The 14,811-nt window shown below is 42.6% G+C and carries 16 protein-coding genes; 9 read left to right on the top strand and 7 right to left on the bottom strand.

Annotated elements, in window-relative coordinates; all coding sequences use genetic code 11:
• Nucleotides 1-11 precede the first annotated feature (11 nt).
• Entirely contained in the window at nucleotides 12-821 is an 810-nt protein-coding gene (locus LPTSP_RS04750) for an LIC_11366 family protein (RefSeq protein ID WP_108927821.1), read from the bottom strand.
• Nucleotides 822-1,012: 191 nt separating this feature from the next.
• Between LPTSP_RS04750 and asd the strand changes: the two genes are divergently transcribed.
• From asd to LPTSP_RS04735, 3 genes are read left to right on the top strand one after another with little or no spacing between them, the layout of a single operon-like run.
• Entirely contained in the window at nucleotides 1,013-3,235 is a 2,223-nt protein-coding gene (gene asd / locus LPTSP_RS04745; protein WP_108927673.1) for an archaetidylserine decarboxylase, read from the top strand.
• A 1-nt stretch (nucleotide 3,236) separates the two neighbouring features.
• Nucleotides 3,237-3,566: a DUF971 domain-containing protein gene (locus tag LPTSP_RS04740; protein WP_108927672.1), complete on the top strand. Its 330-nt coding sequence runs from the start codon at nucleotides 3,237-3,239 to the stop codon at nucleotides 3,564-3,566.
• On the top strand, nucleotides 3,563-4,054 hold the full coding sequence (locus LPTSP_RS04735) for a hypothetical protein (protein WP_108927671.1): 492 nt from the start codon (nucleotides 3,563-3,565) through the stop codon (nucleotides 4,052-4,054). The genes LPTSP_RS04740 and LPTSP_RS04735 overlap by 4 nt, the downstream gene beginning before the upstream one ends.
• A 21-nt stretch (nucleotides 4,055-4,075) precedes the next feature.
• Here LPTSP_RS04735 and ilvA read toward each other — a convergent pair whose 3' ends face one another.
• The 6 genes from ilvA to LPTSP_RS04705 all read right to left on the bottom strand — a co-directional run bounded on the left by ilvA (nucleotide 4,076) and on the right by LPTSP_RS04705 (nucleotide 9,138).
• Nucleotides 4,076-5,593: a threonine ammonia-lyase, biosynthetic gene (gene ilvA / locus LPTSP_RS04730; protein WP_108927820.1), complete on the bottom strand. Its 1,518-nt coding sequence runs from the start codon at nucleotides 5,591-5,593 to the stop codon at nucleotides 4,076-4,078.
• 66 nt (nucleotides 5,594-5,659) lie between these two features.
• Nucleotides 5,660-5,986 carry an SRPBCC family protein gene (locus tag LPTSP_RS04725; RefSeq protein ID WP_108927670.1) on the bottom strand — a complete coding sequence of 109 codons (327 nt, stop codon included), beginning with the start codon at nucleotides 5,984-5,986 and terminating at the stop codon, nucleotides 5,660-5,662.
• Between the two features lie 136 nt (nucleotides 5,987-6,122).
• Nucleotides 6,123-6,593, bottom strand: coding sequence for an SRPBCC family protein (locus LPTSP_RS04720; protein ID WP_108927669.1), 471 nt, complete (start codon nucleotides 6,591-6,593; stop codon nucleotides 6,123-6,125).
• 67 nt (nucleotides 6,594-6,660) lie between these two features.
• Nucleotides 6,661-7,116 (bottom strand): SRPBCC family protein, encoded by a 456-nt coding sequence (locus tag LPTSP_RS04715; RefSeq protein WP_108927668.1) that lies wholly within the window; start codon nucleotides 7,114-7,116, stop codon nucleotides 6,661-6,663.
• 30 nt (nucleotides 7,117-7,146) lie between these two features.
• Nucleotides 7,147-8,715 (bottom strand): MFS transporter, encoded by a 1,569-nt coding sequence (locus LPTSP_RS04710; RefSeq protein WP_108927667.1) that lies wholly within the window; start codon nucleotides 8,713-8,715, stop codon nucleotides 7,147-7,149.
• A gap of 63 nt (nucleotides 8,716-8,778) precedes the next feature.
• A complete protein-coding gene (locus LPTSP_RS04705; RefSeq protein ID WP_108927666.1) occupies nucleotides 8,779-9,138 on the bottom strand; it encodes an ArsR/SmtB family transcription factor in 360 nt (119 codons plus the stop codon).
• 434 nt (nucleotides 9,139-9,572) lie between these two features.
• On the opposite strand from LPTSP_RS04705, the gene LPTSP_RS04700 reads away from it, so the two are divergent.
• The 6 genes from LPTSP_RS04700 to fliO all read left to right on the top strand — a co-directional run bounded on the left by LPTSP_RS04700 (nucleotide 9,573) and on the right by fliO (nucleotide 14,775).
• Nucleotides 9,573-10,958: an ATP-binding protein gene (locus LPTSP_RS04700; protein WP_108927819.1), complete on the top strand. Its 1,386-nt coding sequence runs from the start codon at nucleotides 9,573-9,575 to the stop codon at nucleotides 10,956-10,958.
• A gap of 274 nt (nucleotides 10,959-11,232) precedes the next feature.
• On the top strand, nucleotides 11,233-11,697 hold the full coding sequence (locus LPTSP_RS04695) for a MaoC family dehydratase (RefSeq protein WP_108927665.1): 465 nt from the start codon (nucleotides 11,233-11,235) through the stop codon (nucleotides 11,695-11,697).
• A 176-nt stretch (nucleotides 11,698-11,873) separates the two neighbouring features.
• Nucleotides 11,874-12,218: an ArsR/SmtB family transcription factor gene (locus tag LPTSP_RS04690; protein WP_108927664.1), complete on the top strand. Its 345-nt coding sequence runs from the start codon at nucleotides 11,874-11,876 to the stop codon at nucleotides 12,216-12,218.
• Nucleotides 12,215-12,724, top strand: coding sequence for an SRPBCC domain-containing protein (locus tag LPTSP_RS04685; protein WP_108927663.1), 510 nt, complete (start codon nucleotides 12,215-12,217; stop codon nucleotides 12,722-12,724). Before LPTSP_RS04690 ends, LPTSP_RS04685 begins: the two co-directional genes overlap by 4 nt.
• 192 nt (nucleotides 12,725-12,916) lie before the next feature.
• Nucleotides 12,917-13,990 carry a flagellar motor switch protein FliN gene (fliN, locus tag LPTSP_RS04680; protein ID WP_108927662.1) on the top strand — a complete coding sequence of 358 codons (1,074 nt, stop codon included), beginning with the start codon at nucleotides 12,917-12,919 and terminating at the stop codon, nucleotides 13,988-13,990.
• Nucleotides 13,987-14,775 (top strand): flagellar biosynthetic protein FliO, encoded by a 789-nt coding sequence (fliO, locus tag LPTSP_RS04675; RefSeq protein ID WP_108927661.1) that lies wholly within the window; start codon nucleotides 13,987-13,989, stop codon nucleotides 14,773-14,775. Before fliN ends, fliO begins: the two co-directional genes overlap by 4 nt.
• Nucleotides 14,776-14,811: the final 36 nt, after the last annotated feature.

Raw genomic sequence — 14,811 nt, 5'->3', positions numbered from 1 at the left:
ACATTATAATTTTATAATTTATAGTTCACGCCGAAAAACAGTCCGCCATATGCGGACTGCATGTCTAATTTTCGCGAATATTGATTAGAAAGTAATATATTGTCTTGATTGGCGGATTCAGTTAATGGAGAGACTCTTCCATCTTGTCTTACATAAAAAGATGCAGTGTCCCCGTTAAAGGAACCGTCGAAAGAAGTGATATTGATCCAGGACAAATAAGTTCCGAAACTTAAACTAACTCTGTCGTTAATCGGATGGATTAGAGAACCTTCTAGTCTGAATTCCAACCCGCTTCCTTTCAAATTTCCTTCTTGTTGGTAGTAAGATTTTCCTTCCGTGGCATAACCATTTGTTACCCACAATGCTCTTGTGATCCCAAGCCCAAGTCCTGTTTCCCAGCGGAAGTATCTGTTCAGCCGTCCTTCTTGCCAGACCATTCCTAAAACATAAAAACTTTCCATTTGGAAATTCAGCTGAGTATAAAAAGGTTCTGAGGTAAGATTCGTGAGATGGAATGGATCGTAGTATCTATATCCGCCTATTAACCCGATCTTGAAATCTTCACTCAGTCTGGTCCTTGCTAAAAATTCTCCTTGGAAACTTCCTCTTGTATTTTCTTGTTTGGTTTGGCTGGCCACAAGAGGATTCAAGTTGGAGCTAAAACCGTTTAAATTCTGATCGAATCTGTTCGGTCCTCTCATTCCAAAACCGAGTCTGGCTCCGAATTCCCAGGTATCTGGGGCTTCTGCAGTCCTCTTTTCAGGCAATTCCTTTAGTTTAGGCGTGGTTGTGGTATTTTCTTCCGCTCCCAAGGAGATCATTCCGAACAGAATTCCGGTAAGGATGATAGAATAGAAACTTGCTCTTCCCGTTTTGGGCCCTGACCGCTGTTTAAAAAGGAGTGGTTTTGGGACTGGATGCGTAAAAACTGTGTAGGAGCCCGGCATACGAGTAGGAAATTCTGGGCCAATAATTCTAAAAGCCTTTATTTTTAAGGAAAAGATGGATTGGAATGCTAACAACTAAACTATTTCCGTTCTTGGATTTGGATCTTTTAAAACCATATTTTTATTTTTTACTCTTCATCGGGTTATACCTAACATTCCGTTTAAAGTTTCCACAAATCCGTTTTTTATTTTTAGCGATTAAAATTTTTTCCGGGAACATGGACTACAAAGGTTCCCGAGGACGTTTGGTACATTCTCAGGCATTCTATGCCGGAACAGGTTCCTCTTTACTTCCGGGAGCAATACTTGGTTCCGCATTGGCGTTGGTATTGGCAGGTCCAGGAGTTCTAGTTTGGATTTGGCTTTCCAGTTTTCTCATCATGCCTCTTCGTTTTGTTTCTTCCACCTTAGCGATCCGATTCAGGATCAAGTTAGAAAGTGGAAGATATCTTTCAGGTCCAATGTATTTTATCGAAAAAGCACTTAGAGCTAGATGGCTTGCAATCGCTTTCTCTTTGGCCTGTTTGTTGACTGTACTTTCTATGGGAAGCGCTATGCCTATTTTAGGAGCTTCCTTTTTAGCGAAGAACGGACTTGATATACAAGGGATGACTGTTCCGTTTTTGGTCTCGATCATAGTAGTATTCGTAGTATTAGGCGGGATCAGAAGGATCGGAAAAGTTTCTTCTTATCTAGCTCCGATAGGTCTCATTCTATTTTTCTTAAGTTATATCCTATTGTTTAGGGATCATCTAGGGAATTTTTACTTTTTCTTAGAATCGGTCTTTAAGGAAGCGATGCAACCATTCTCCTTATTACTTGGAGGAGGATTTTCTCTCGCAAGGATTTTCAGCACGGGAACAGGAATGTTCTTCTTATCCACTGAAACCGGGATCGGAAAAAGTGCGGGAGTTGCAGGAGTGGTTCGGACTGATTCCGCTGCAAAACAAGGGATCGTAAGTATGCTCGCTACATTCTTCGAAGGTTTTGTAGTAGCTACTTTGGTAATCTACGCGTTATTCTCCTTTGGAGTAAAGGATCTCGAATCGGTTAAAAATTTCTTATTCGTATTAGTAAACGGTCCTACGGATTCCGCAAGACTGGCTTTATTTGCATCCTTCTTAATATTTTCCATAATTGCGATCGCCGGATGGTTCTATACGGGCGAACAAAACGCTAGATATATCTTCGGAGAAAAATTTGCAAATGTATATAGGATCTTATTCGTAGCCTCTTTGCTAGGTTCTGCATATGCATATGTTCAATTCGGAGAAGAATTCTTATTACAAGTATTCGGCATCGGTTATGGACTCGCTCTTATTACCGCAGTTCCTGTACTCATTAGTTTGGTTCTTTTGGCGAAGGTGGCCCAAGCGGAACTACGAAAATTCCTGGAAGGCGGGGCGCATTACGAGATATTTAAGGACTTCTATCTCCTTCTTCTTTCCATCTTACCTAAAAACCTAGTTTCTTTGCTATTCGGGATCTTGGCCTCTTTAAGATTGCCAAGGTTTATCATGATCCCTATCTTAAAGGCGTTTGCAAAAGCTTATAAGATCAATTTGAACGAGGCAGAACTCGAAATACAAGAATACAATTCTTTAAACCAGTTTTTCACTAGGGCATTAAAAGCCGGAGCAAGGATTACCGACTCTGCGGAGAATGCGCTTGTTTCTCCAGTGGATGCAAAGATCACAGGTTTCGGAGATATCAACGATCAGGTGATCTTACAAGCAAAGGGTGTGGATTATAACCTGAAGGAATTGATAGGAGGGGATAAGTATCTCTCCAAATTCCAGAACGGAAAATATATCACATTCTATCTTTCTCCTCAGGATTATCATAGGATACATTCTCCTGCATACGGTAGAATATTAGGATATTATTATGAACCTGGGAAACTTTTCCCAGTGAATGAATTGGCGGTTTTTGGGATCAGAGGGCTTTTCCCTAAAAACGAAAGATTGATCACATTCCTGCAAACCGAATACGGATTGGTAGCGGTAATCAAAGTTGGAGCTTCCAACGTAGGTCGTATCCGTGTGACTTATGATAAAAAGATTATCACAAATACTTTGATCAGGACCACTAAGGAAGAAGATTACAAAGACGTTTCCATCATGATCGATAAAGGTGCGGAACTCGGAAGATTCGAAATGGGATCCACAGTCATCCTGATCTTAGAAAGAGATACTTTCGATTTTGCTGACCTTCCACTCAACGAAAAGGTAACTTACGGAACCACGATCGGAACTTTCAGAAAACAGGTATTAAAACTTCCGAGATAATATGAGCCTTAGTTTAAAAGCGACTACGCCCGAAACCATAGAATTCGACGAGAATATTCTAAAAATAGAATGGAAGGACGGAGTGGTCTCCGAATTCTCTCTTTTGGAACTCAGAAAAAGATGCCCTTGCGTAGTATGTAAGGGCGGTCATGGGGGAAAAGTAGGAGCGACGACTAGCGGGATCAAAGAGGCCAAATTATTGTCTTTTTCCAAGGTGGGAAGATACGCGATCAATTTGGTCTGGGGAGATTATCATAATACCGGGATCTATAGTTTCGATTCTCTCCGATTGTATTGGCAGGGAGAACCTGGAGATCTAGGAATTCCATGAATCGGGTCCTTTTTGTACTTCTCATATTTTTTACATTCACATCCCTCTCTTCGGAAAAGAAGAAGGAACCGAATTCTCCTCTTAACCTGACTATTCCTTTCGATTGGTTTCCTATGGAACCGTTTGCAGGAGGTATTTTTGCAGCAAAAGATTATAATGAGTCTGCAAGCGTTCTGATCACTCGAAAAGAATTAATAGAACCTGTGGACCAAGGTGCCTTCAATCGGGAATTCCAAATAGGGATCATAGAATCCATCAAAAAAGGGAATGGAAGGATACTGGAATTTGGAGAATTGGAAGTAGCAAATCGTCCTGCTTTCAGAATACATTATAAGGACAAGGGAAGCAATCTTCACATTCTGCATATTACATTATTTAAAGAAAACGTAATGTATGGGATTATGTTTTTTTGCCTAGGAGAAGATCCAAGCCAGAGATACGATATCCAGAAAATGGTCAAAAAAGCCTATTTTAGAATAGATACCTAAAACAATCGATCTGGCTTCGCATCAAGCACTGTGCAAAAACATTTTATAAGCAGGATTATCCGTTTCTTCTTCATAAGGGTATCCTAAACTTTTCAGCTTTTCTCTAAAACCCTCTCTATCGGAAGTAGGTACCTGAAATCCCACCAAGACCCTTCCGTAATCCGCTCCATGATTCCTATAATGGAATAATGTAATATTCCAATTGGTTCCTACCGATTCCAAAAATTTCAGCAAAGCGCCTGGACGTTCTGGAAATTCACATCTAAAGATAATCTCCTCTTTGAGTTCGGAAACTCTCCCGCCCACCATGTAACGAATATGGATCTTTGCGGTCTCATTTGCACTGATATCCAAGACTTCGTAACCCAACGATTCCAATTCGGAGATTACTTTTTCTTTTTCCGAATGAGAACCTTTCAATTTCAGACCTACGAATACATGCGCTCGTTTGTCTGTGGCATATCTATAATTGAATTCGGTGATGATCTTATTTCCTAGAGTCTGGACGAATTTTAAATAACTTCCCGGTTTTTCGGGGATTGTGACTCCAAGTAGAATTTCCCTAGATTCTCCGATCTCTGCTCTTTCCGCAACATGTCTGAGCCTATCGAAATTCATATTGGCTCCGCTATTGATCGCGATTAGAGCTCCGGTTCGCTCCGGATTTTGGGTTGTGTAAGATTTTAATCCTGCGAGAGACAGGGCTCCCGCTGGTTCTGCGATCACTCTCATGTCTTCGAATATGTCTTTGACTGCGGCACAGATCTCGTCTGTGTTTGCTACCAGCACATCGTCTAAAAGTTCTTTACAAATTCTGAATGTTTCTTCCCCGGCTTGCCTGACTGCAACTCCATCCGCAAATAATCCGACTCTGTCTAAGATCACTCTTTTGCCTGCGGAGATTGCTTCTTTCATCGAAGCTGCATCCGAAGGTTCTACTCCAATTAGTTTGATCTCAGGTCTTAAAAATTTAATATAAGAAGCTACTCCGGCCGCTAAACCTCCGCCTCCTATAGGGATAAAAACTGCTTCGATCGGACCAGGATACTGCTGTAAAATTTCTAAACCTACTGTCCCTTGTCCTGCGATCACATCCGGATCGTCATAAGGATGGATGAATTTTAGTCCCTTCTCCTTTTCTAATTTTCGAGCATGAGAATACGCTTCGTCGAAAGTATCTCCATGAAGAACGATCTCCGCTCCGAAATATTGCACCGCTTCTATTTTGATAGATGGTGTAGTGATCGGCATTACTATGATCGCCTTAATACCTAATTTTTGAGAGGATAGTGCGACTCCTTGCGCATGATTTCCCGCGGAAGCGCAGATCACTCCGGATCTTTTTTCCTCGTTAGAAAGTCTGGAAATTAGATTGTATGCTCCTCTGATCTTAAAGGAGAATATTGGTTGGAGATCTTCTCTTTTTAAAAGAACCGAAGAATTTAATCTTTGGCTCATTCGGATCATTGGGTCCAAGGGAGTATGGACTGCGACGTCGTACACTCTCGCGTCTAAAATTTTGCGGATATAATCTATCACTAAAAAATCCCCAAGAGCAAAAAACACTCTTAGGGATAGAATTTAATCTACTCGGATTTACTTCGATTAAGATTCTTGGATCCTACGGAGAAGTTCCGCTAATCTGTCCAAGGCTTCCGTCCAACCCTGGCTCTCGCCCTGATCGATCTCCAATCCTTCATGTTCGATCTCTATCTGAGTGGTTTCTTTTTCCGAAAAAAATCGAACTGTGATTTTCATCTCCAGAGGAAATCCGATCTTTTCCACCTGATTGCCTTCCGGGTCCGAAAAGTAAGCGGTAAAAACGATCTTTTCCTTAGGAATGATCTCATTGTACATTCCCTTGATCCAAATTTCTTCCTTGGTCGGAAATTTATGGCAATAGTGGAAGTAACCTCCCACTTTCATGTCCATCTTAAACCCTGGCTTTTTTCCTTTTTTGAAAAGGAAAAATGATGATCCAAAAGCTCAGTATTTGCAATAGATTTACTTTCATATTCTATTTCCTTAATATTTGTTTTGATTTTCCGGCGGGCCTATCCGATCAAAATTAAGCGAAAATCGCCGTAAGTTTGTCCAGAGTTTGGGTCCAACCTTCTTCCATACCTTCCACCGCAGGGAAAAGTTCCGGATCCACTTTGATAGGAAGTGCACGCACTTGTATTTCAGTTTGAGAACCCTTATCTGCGAACAGAATTGTGATCAGTATCTCCGCCGCAGGTTTTTTGCCGTCCATCTCGAAAGCGATATAAGAGGAGAATACGATCTTTTCCAAAGGGACTATCTCTTTATATTCGCCGTTCATCGGATTGACCCCGCCTTCCGGATCTTTCATATGGATCAATATCTTACCGCCTGGACGAAGATCCAGTTGGCATAGAGGAGCCGTAAAACCATGAGGACCCCACCATTGTGATACCATATTAGGATCCGTCCAAGCCTTCCAGACCAGGTCTCTGGGAGCATTGAGAGTCCTAGTCAGTATCATTTCCTTAAATTCAGATTGTTTGATCTCGCTCACGAACTTCTTCTCCTCGTTTTAAAAGATTAATATATTCGAAAATACTTCGGAATTTATCCGAAGCTCCTTATTTCTTTTCCAGGAATTCTTCTAGACGTCCTAGAGTCTGGCCAAGTCCATCAACAGCGTATTTGGAGATCTCTTTTGCCTCTTCTTCGCTCGAGAATATGGTTCTCATAGTAAGTTTGGTTTTGGAACCTTCTTCTTCGAAAAGAACGATTACATGGAATTGTTTGGGGTTAACATCATCCCCGTGATCGTAGACCAGTTTTTCAGGTTTGACCACTTCTATGAACTGGATATGATTCGGATAATCCGTTCCATCCGGACCATGCATCATAAATCTCCAGATCCCTCCCGGTTTTACGCTCATTTCGTGGATTGTATTCGTAAAACCGTTTGGTCCCCACCAAATAGCTACTTTTTTCGGGTCGGTCCAAACATCCCAAACCAATTCTCTGGGTGCATCAAGTACCTTGATGCCTATAATTTCTTTTCCAACAACTGAAACTTCTGCTTTCATTCTATTTTCCTTATTTATTATATTTTAATATTATCTAGCCGATTTTTCCAATTCTGCCGGCTCAGGGATTGCTTCCGTTTCTTTTCTATTTCTTAATATGGAGAAGATCACAAACGCTAAGGCGATGGAGATCCCCACACCCAATAGAGAAATAAAATGTAATGAATCGGTGAATGCACCTTGAGCAGTAGTAAGTAGGATCTGTCTACTCGGTTCCGGAAGTTCCTTTGCCACGGCTACCGCAGAAGCTAAAGTATTATGAGAACTTTCGAATTGTTCCGGAGTGAGGCCAGGAAGATCGATTGAGTTGATCCTGGATTTGAAGATCGCAACACCTATACTTCCAAGAACTGCGATCCCTAATACTCCACCAAATTCAGCCGCAGTTTCAGAAATAGAAGCGGCTGCACCTGCTCTTTCTGGAGGTGCGGAACTGACGATGATATCCGTTCCTAAGATCACAACTGCACAGATACCGAAAGACATGACCAGTGATCCCACAGTAATCATCCAGATCCCGTTTTCGGTATTGATCAGAGTGTATAAATACATTCCGATCGCAAGTAATGCAAGACCGCCTAATATTACGTATAACGGGCGCATAATCCGAACGATCATGTGGATGGTTAGTGAGCCGACTATATTGCCAAGTGCACCAGGAAGGGTCCAGAGTCCTGCTTCCAAAGGAGAAAGTCCTAAAACTAATTGTAAGTATTGGGAAATAAACAAGAAGGCTCCCAAGCCTACGAAAATGGTCATCGTATTTCCTATGACCGCTGCGGTGAACGCAGGAAGTTTAAACAACTGGAGATCTATCATTGGATCTGTGAGAGTTGTCTGTCTTCTGATAAAGATCGCTCCGATTACAAGTCCCGTAAGTATCGTAAGAATAGGAACAATTCCCCAGCCGTTCTCTGCGATCTGCTTTAAGCCGTAGATAACCGAAAGCACGGATATTAAAGATAGAATTGCGCTTGGAATATCCATTTTGCTAGAATTTGGATCCTTAAATTCAGGGAGAAGTTTAGGACCAACGATAAGAAGAAGGATCATAACCGGAACGCTCATCAAGAAAACGGAACCCCACCAGAAATATTCCAGTAGAACCCCGCCTACAAGAGGACCTATGGCTCCGCCAAGAGAGAAACTCATTCCCCAGATACCGATCGCAAAAGTCCTTTCTTCCGGGTCCAAAAACATATTACGAATTAATGATAGTGTAGAAGGAGCCAAAGTGGCCGCAGTGATCCCAAGGATCGCACGGGTTAGGATCAGGATCTCTGAACTGGGAGAGAATGCCGCAAGAACGGATGCCACTCCGAATGCTGCCGCTCCATAGAGAAGAAGTTTACGACGACCAATCCTATCTCCCAGATTCCCCATGATCACCAAGAAACCGGCGACCAAGAAACCATAGATATCCATGATCCATAATTGTTGAGAAGGTGTAGGGTTAAGATCCGCGGACAATTGAGGAGCTGCCAGATAAAGGACCGTTAAATCCATTGCATATAGCAGGCAGGGCAGTGCGATTACCGCTAGTCCAATCCACTCTTTTTTAGTGGCCTTGGCCGTGTTTTCAGTTTTTGTTTCAGACATTCTGAATGTACCTTTTTATATAATTCTAATATAGCACCGGGACAAATTCCCGAAGCAGCCGGTCTATTTTTCCGGCTCCTTATTTTTTCCTTGGAGTTCTTGGAGATACGCGTCTAAACGATCCAAACTTTCTTCCCAGAAATGTTTGTAATGATCCAACCAACCGGAAGCTTCCTTTAGACCCTCCGGTCGTATCTTGCAAGGTCTCCATTGGGCCTCTCTTCCCCTTTCTATTAGGCCGGCCTTTTCCAAAACCTTTAGATGTTTGGAAATTCCTGGCAGGCTCATATTGAAAGGTTCCGCCAATTCCTTAACAGTTGCCTCTCCGGAGACCAAATAGAGAAGGATTTCCCTTCGGGTCGGGTCTGCCAGGGCAGAGAATGTATTACTCAGTCGATCGGATTGTGTGTCGTATTTAACCATTTAGTTAATTTACCATTTGGTAAAATACAGGACTTCGGATCGTCAGTCAAGCCCAATCCATGAAAAAATATGAAAAATCCAAAAGAGACCTTGGGTACAGAACCGTAAAAAGCTAACTTTTAACAGAAAAATAGACCGCCGTGGAAGCCTGCCAAAAACGTAAAAAACAAAGAAAGTTGCGAAGGTCGTCGGGGGCCTCCTTTGCTTTCGCAAAGGACCGGGCTCTCCGCTCCGGTCCATGGGATCTTTCTAAAGTACAATTCCATAAAATACTAATATACATGGACCCCGCCTCGATCTCTGGCCCTTCGTGTATGGGGTTTTTGTTGTTGAAGGGTGGATGACGTTAGTGGATATTGGGTGGGCTATGGGAATTTGGAGTTGGGCGGAAGGGAGCGGATCTTGTAGTTGTACGCTATTTTTGGAGGAAATCTATGAAAACATTGGAACTATCTGAAAGAGATGCAATCGAATTATGCAAACGACAAGAATCACATTTTCATGATAATAAATCAAAACTGATCGCTCCCGCCAAATTAGAAAAAATTGCAGTTGCGTTTGCAAATGCTGATGGAGGAGAAATTTGCATAGGAATTAAAGATGAGAAAGAAGAAGAGGACGTTGAAAAAAGATGGGATGGCTTTAACAAGATTGAAGCGATGAATAGCTACTTACAGGTTCTATTTAATCTAAATCCAAATATAGATTTAAAATATAATATCTTAAAGTGCAATGCTAGACCGGGTTACATACTTAGTATATTAGTTGAAAAAGGTGCCAATGTGCACAAGACATCGGACGGTTCAGTTTATCAACGATACGGTGCGCAATGCCTTCCAATAAAAGATCCACAAAAAATTTCAGAATTGTCCTTTGCGAAGGGGGCTTCATCGTATGAAGACGCTGTAGTTAAGGCAGTGGAGCCAGATCAAATAGTTGATTCAAAAGAATTGAAATCGTTCCTGACGTCATATTCGCCTGTCACAGACCCTTTGGATTTCTGCGTTAATCAAAATCTTCTATCCTATAAAGAATGGGAACCCCGTGTCGCAGCAATTTTATTATTCCATGCTGTTCCTTATGCTGTATTACCAAAAAAATGCTCATTAAAAATTAGTCGATATGAAACGAAAGAGGACGATCCTGAACGTGATCATTTGAAAGATCAATTTAGTTTAGAAGGCCCTCTTTATTTGTTGATAAATATGGCAATAAAGAAAGTTACTGAGATTTTATCGAACGTTAGTGTCCTAACGCCAAAAGGTTTAAAAAAAATCTCTTATCCTCAAGAAGCAATTTGGGAAACGGTAGTAAACGCATTCATCCATAGGGACTATTCAATTTCTGATGATATTCACATACTAATATATAACAATCGGATCGAGATACTCAGTCCTGGAAAATTGCCTGGCTATGTAAACGTTGAAAATATTTTAGACGCAAGATATTCTCGAAACCCAAAAATAGTGCGTACTTTGAACAGATATCCAGATCCACCAAACAAAGATATGGGTGAGGGATTGAACACAACGTTTCAGAAAATGAAAGAATTCGGTCTTAAGAAACCTGAAATTATAGAAGATGGTAATTATGTTAAAGTTACTTTACCGCATTCACCTTTAGCAAGTGCAATGGAAATAATATTAGAATATTTGAAGTTTAATTCACAAATATCAAATTACCAAGCTCGGGAACTCACCGGCATTAGATCTGAAAACCAAATGAAGAACGAGTTTTATAAATTGAGGGACCAAGGGTTATTGGAGAGAGTTCCTGGCTTGGAAGGCCCAAAGGCAGCTTGGAGATTGACAAATAACTAATTAAGATATTTCCACACACTCCGCCTAACTTTCGCCTCTTCCCCCTCTCTCCGAGACTTGGTTCCAGCCTTCGCCAAATTCCTCTTACAGAGCCTATGATCTGTTAGGTGTAAAACCTGAGTTAAGGTGCGACGAACTAATTATTTATTGAAAATCACGACCTTAAGCCACAATGTTTTTGCATTCATTGTGACAGAGTGCGGTCAAATATTATCGCTGATCCGTATCTAGATGATTGGCTCGTACAAACTGAATTTGGTAAGGCGGTTCTAAAATGGTGAACGAAAGAGAAATAGAGATTTTCTTTGAAGATCTCAAAGAAGGTCAATCGTATGACCTGGGAAATTATCATGTTTCCCGGGAGGAAATTTTGGAATTTGCGACAAAATACGATCCGCAGCCTTTTCATTTGAGTGAAGAAGGGGGAAAGGCCTCCCAATTTGGCGGACTCATTGCGAGCGGCTGGCATGCTACTTCAATATTCATGAAACTCTATGTAGATGGATTTCTCTGCCGAACTTCAAGCCAGGGTTCGCAAGGAGCCGATTTGCTACGATGGAAACGGCCAATTCATCCAGGGGATATTCTGACCGGAAATTTTACAATTATCGAATGCTCAAAGTTCAGAGGAGATATAGGGGTAGCGAGAGGGAAGGCTGAGCTATTCAATCAGGATAAGAAGCTTGTTATGTCGTTCATCGGAAATGGTATGTTCAAACGTCGCAACCCGACTTCTTGAGTCAAACTACTTTGCCCCGTTCTCGCAGCCTATCTTACGAACCATTCAAAAATGTAAGAAATCCTTTGACTATGTATACGGGGATGTCTGCCGATCGCATTAAATGCAAAAATTCTGCCCAAAAAAGCTTGACTTAGTTCCATTATATAGCTATAAGCTTATATAACAGATTAGCTATGCAAGATCTCGACTTAACATTTGCCGCACTCGCAGATTCAACCCGCCGCGCGATACTTATGCGTCTCGCGAAAGGCGAAACAACGGTCATGGAGCTCGCCAAACCCTTTAACATGAGCCAGCCGTCGATCTCGCGGCATCTGAAGGTCTTGGAGCAGGCGGGCCTTATTTCGACCACGATCCGTGCACAAGAGCGTCCGCGCCGACTTGAAACTGCGCCGCTTAAAAAAGCCACGGATTGGATTGAGAAATACCGCCAGATGTGGGAAGGGCGTTACCAAACGATCGATGGATTACTTGAAGAATTACAAGCAATACAGATAGAAGGAGAAGAACAAAAATGAAAACAGATCAAAAGGAAGTGAAGATAGAGCTTCGAGGCGAAACCGAAGTGGTGCTTACACGTTATTTCGCCGCACCGCGTGCATTGGTATTCGATTGTTTCACCAAGCCAGAATTGATACTTAGATGGCTGACTGGTCCGGAAGGCTGGAAGCTTGATACTTGCGAGAGCGATCTTAAGGTCGGGGGAAAATACCTGTATGTCTTCGTGGATTCCAAGGGGACCAAAATGGGTATTTATGGAAAATTTCTAGAGGTAGTAGTACCTGAGAAAGTGGCGAATAATGAGAATTACGCTACGGATATGTCTACGTTTGATCCAAACGGTCCGGAAAATCCAGAAGCTACCGTCGAGTCGCGTTCCTTTACTACAGAAGGCGATCTAACACTACTGACGCATGTATGGAAATATGCTTCCTCCGAAGCACGCGAGGCTGAACTAGGTGCGGCCGAGGGTTGGATTCCGCTTTGCAAAGAACTCGATAAATTGTTGCTGGAGCTTGCATAAGGATCTAAAGTATGTCGCCCGGCCGGCGGGCGTACATTCTCGAAAATATACTTGTTTTTGCTTCCAAATTGGGTTCTTATCTATGGAAGCTCCCCGGCCTTTTTTCACCGATTTTCTGAGCAAGAAAAAAAAGGGTCGACAAATTTCTTTTTATTATGTCTCCTAATCCAAAACTAAGAGAGAGTGCCCCAGATGGGTGAAGGATCCCTTTCCCAGGAAGAAATAGACGCCCTTTTAGCGGGTGCAAATGACACATTCGATCCAGGCAGTAGCATGGCTGCTGGAGGCGGGTCCAAGGAAGCTGCCGGTCTTTCTCCGGTAGATAGGGACCTTCTGTCCGATTTTCTTTCTCATTGTTTTATGACTGCGGGGAATACCTTAGCGGCCATTCTTTCCAAAACTTCCAACTTCATGAATCCAACTTCCGAGGCAAAAACCAGGAAGGATGTGGAAGCGGAACTTAAGTCCAACACGTTTTTATTATATTCTACCTATTCAGGAAATCTGAACGGAAGAGTTGTGCTTGCGATGGGCGCGGACAATGCGGCTCGTATCGCAAACATGATGATGGGCGGCTTCGATTCAGGCGGTCTGGACGAAGGTCAGCTCCAAACTTTAAGAGATAGTTTAACTCCTATTATGGGAGCTCTCCAATCTCAAATCGCTGCTAAGACCGGCGGTGGAGTTAATGGTTCTCCTGCTGAGACCAGGCACGTAACTTCTCCTGCGGCATTGGTACTTCCTGAAGGTGATCCACTCGTGCGGACCTTCTTTAATTTAGCGATAGAAGGACTTCCTTCATTTAGAGTTCAGTTCATTCTTTCTTTATCCATGGCAAATGATATTCTTTCCCTTTCCAAAAGATCCGGAGGAGGGGGAGGAGATTATGGTGGCGGTGGTTACCAAGGCGGAATGGGCGGTGGCGGAGGAATTTCCCAAGTAGGTATGAAGGGAGTTTCTTTCCCGAACCTTGCTACTGCAAGCGGGGCCCAAGGCACTCCGAACCTGAACCTTCTCATGGACGTGCAGATGTCTGTGACCGTGGAACTCGGAAGAACCAAGATGTATATTAAAGATATCTTAGGTTTGGGAGAAGGTTCCATCATCGAGCTGGATAAGTTGGCAGGTGAGCCAGTGGATCTTTTAGTAAACGGTAAATTGATTGCGAAGGGAGAGGTCGTGGTCATCGACGAAAACTTCGGTGTGCGTGTAACGGATATCGTAAGTCCGGCCGATAGGATCAAGCCGGAGTCGGGAGGCGGATGAGCCGAATTTTTCAAACGATCCATTCGTTTTTTTCAGGATTCGGCTCCCTCGCTTTGGCGTTCGGAGTCTTTTGTATTTTATCGGGTATCACTGGGGATTTGTATTCTCAAGGGTCCGAAAGAGAACAAATGGACGAAGTTCTTAAAAGAGAATTGGGTACCGGTGATAAAAAAGCTCCCGAATCTTCGGCAACTTCTACTCCTAAACAAGAGGAGAAGAAGGAAGTAGCTCCTGAAGCCGCGCCAAATCCTGTAGAAGAAAGATACAAGCCTGTTTCAGACGGGCCGAGTCTTGCTGGAATACTTTTTAGGATCGTTCTTGTATTAGGGATTCTTTGTGGAGCCGCGTATTGGATCTTACGGACTCTTGCAAAATCCAGAGAAGGTTCTCTTCCTGTTCGGGGAGAAATGAGCCTTCTCGGGAGCTTGAACCTGGGCACGAACAAGCAGTTGCAGATCGTAGAAGTGACTGGGCAAATTTTTGTATTAGGTGTGGCGGATAACGGTATAAATCTTATCTCCGAAATTACGGACACAGAGACAAAGGCAAGGCTACAGAGAATGAGAGACGAATTTAAGCCTCCTGAAGGTGGATTTTTAGTCACTGCTCTGGAACAATTAAAGGATTTGAATATTCGTTTGACCGGAAAATCGGAAGAAGAGGAACAAACTCTTCGCCAAACTCCCGGAGAAAGAAAAGAGAAACAGAGAAAACTCAAAGAGAAGTTAGACGAAATTAAGAAGGAAAGAAATAGTCTCGAGAACGGACTATTCGATTTGAACTAGGGGGAAAAGTGGGAGAGGGGTTTGCTACACAGGCAG

Source organism: Leptospira johnsonii, assembly GCF_003112675.1.
Taxonomy (GTDB): Bacteria; Spirochaetota; Leptospiria; order Leptospirales; family Leptospiraceae; genus Leptospira_B; species Leptospira_B johnsonii.
Note: the sequence above shows the minus strand (reverse complement) of the source record. Positions and strands in the feature narration are given on the sequence as shown.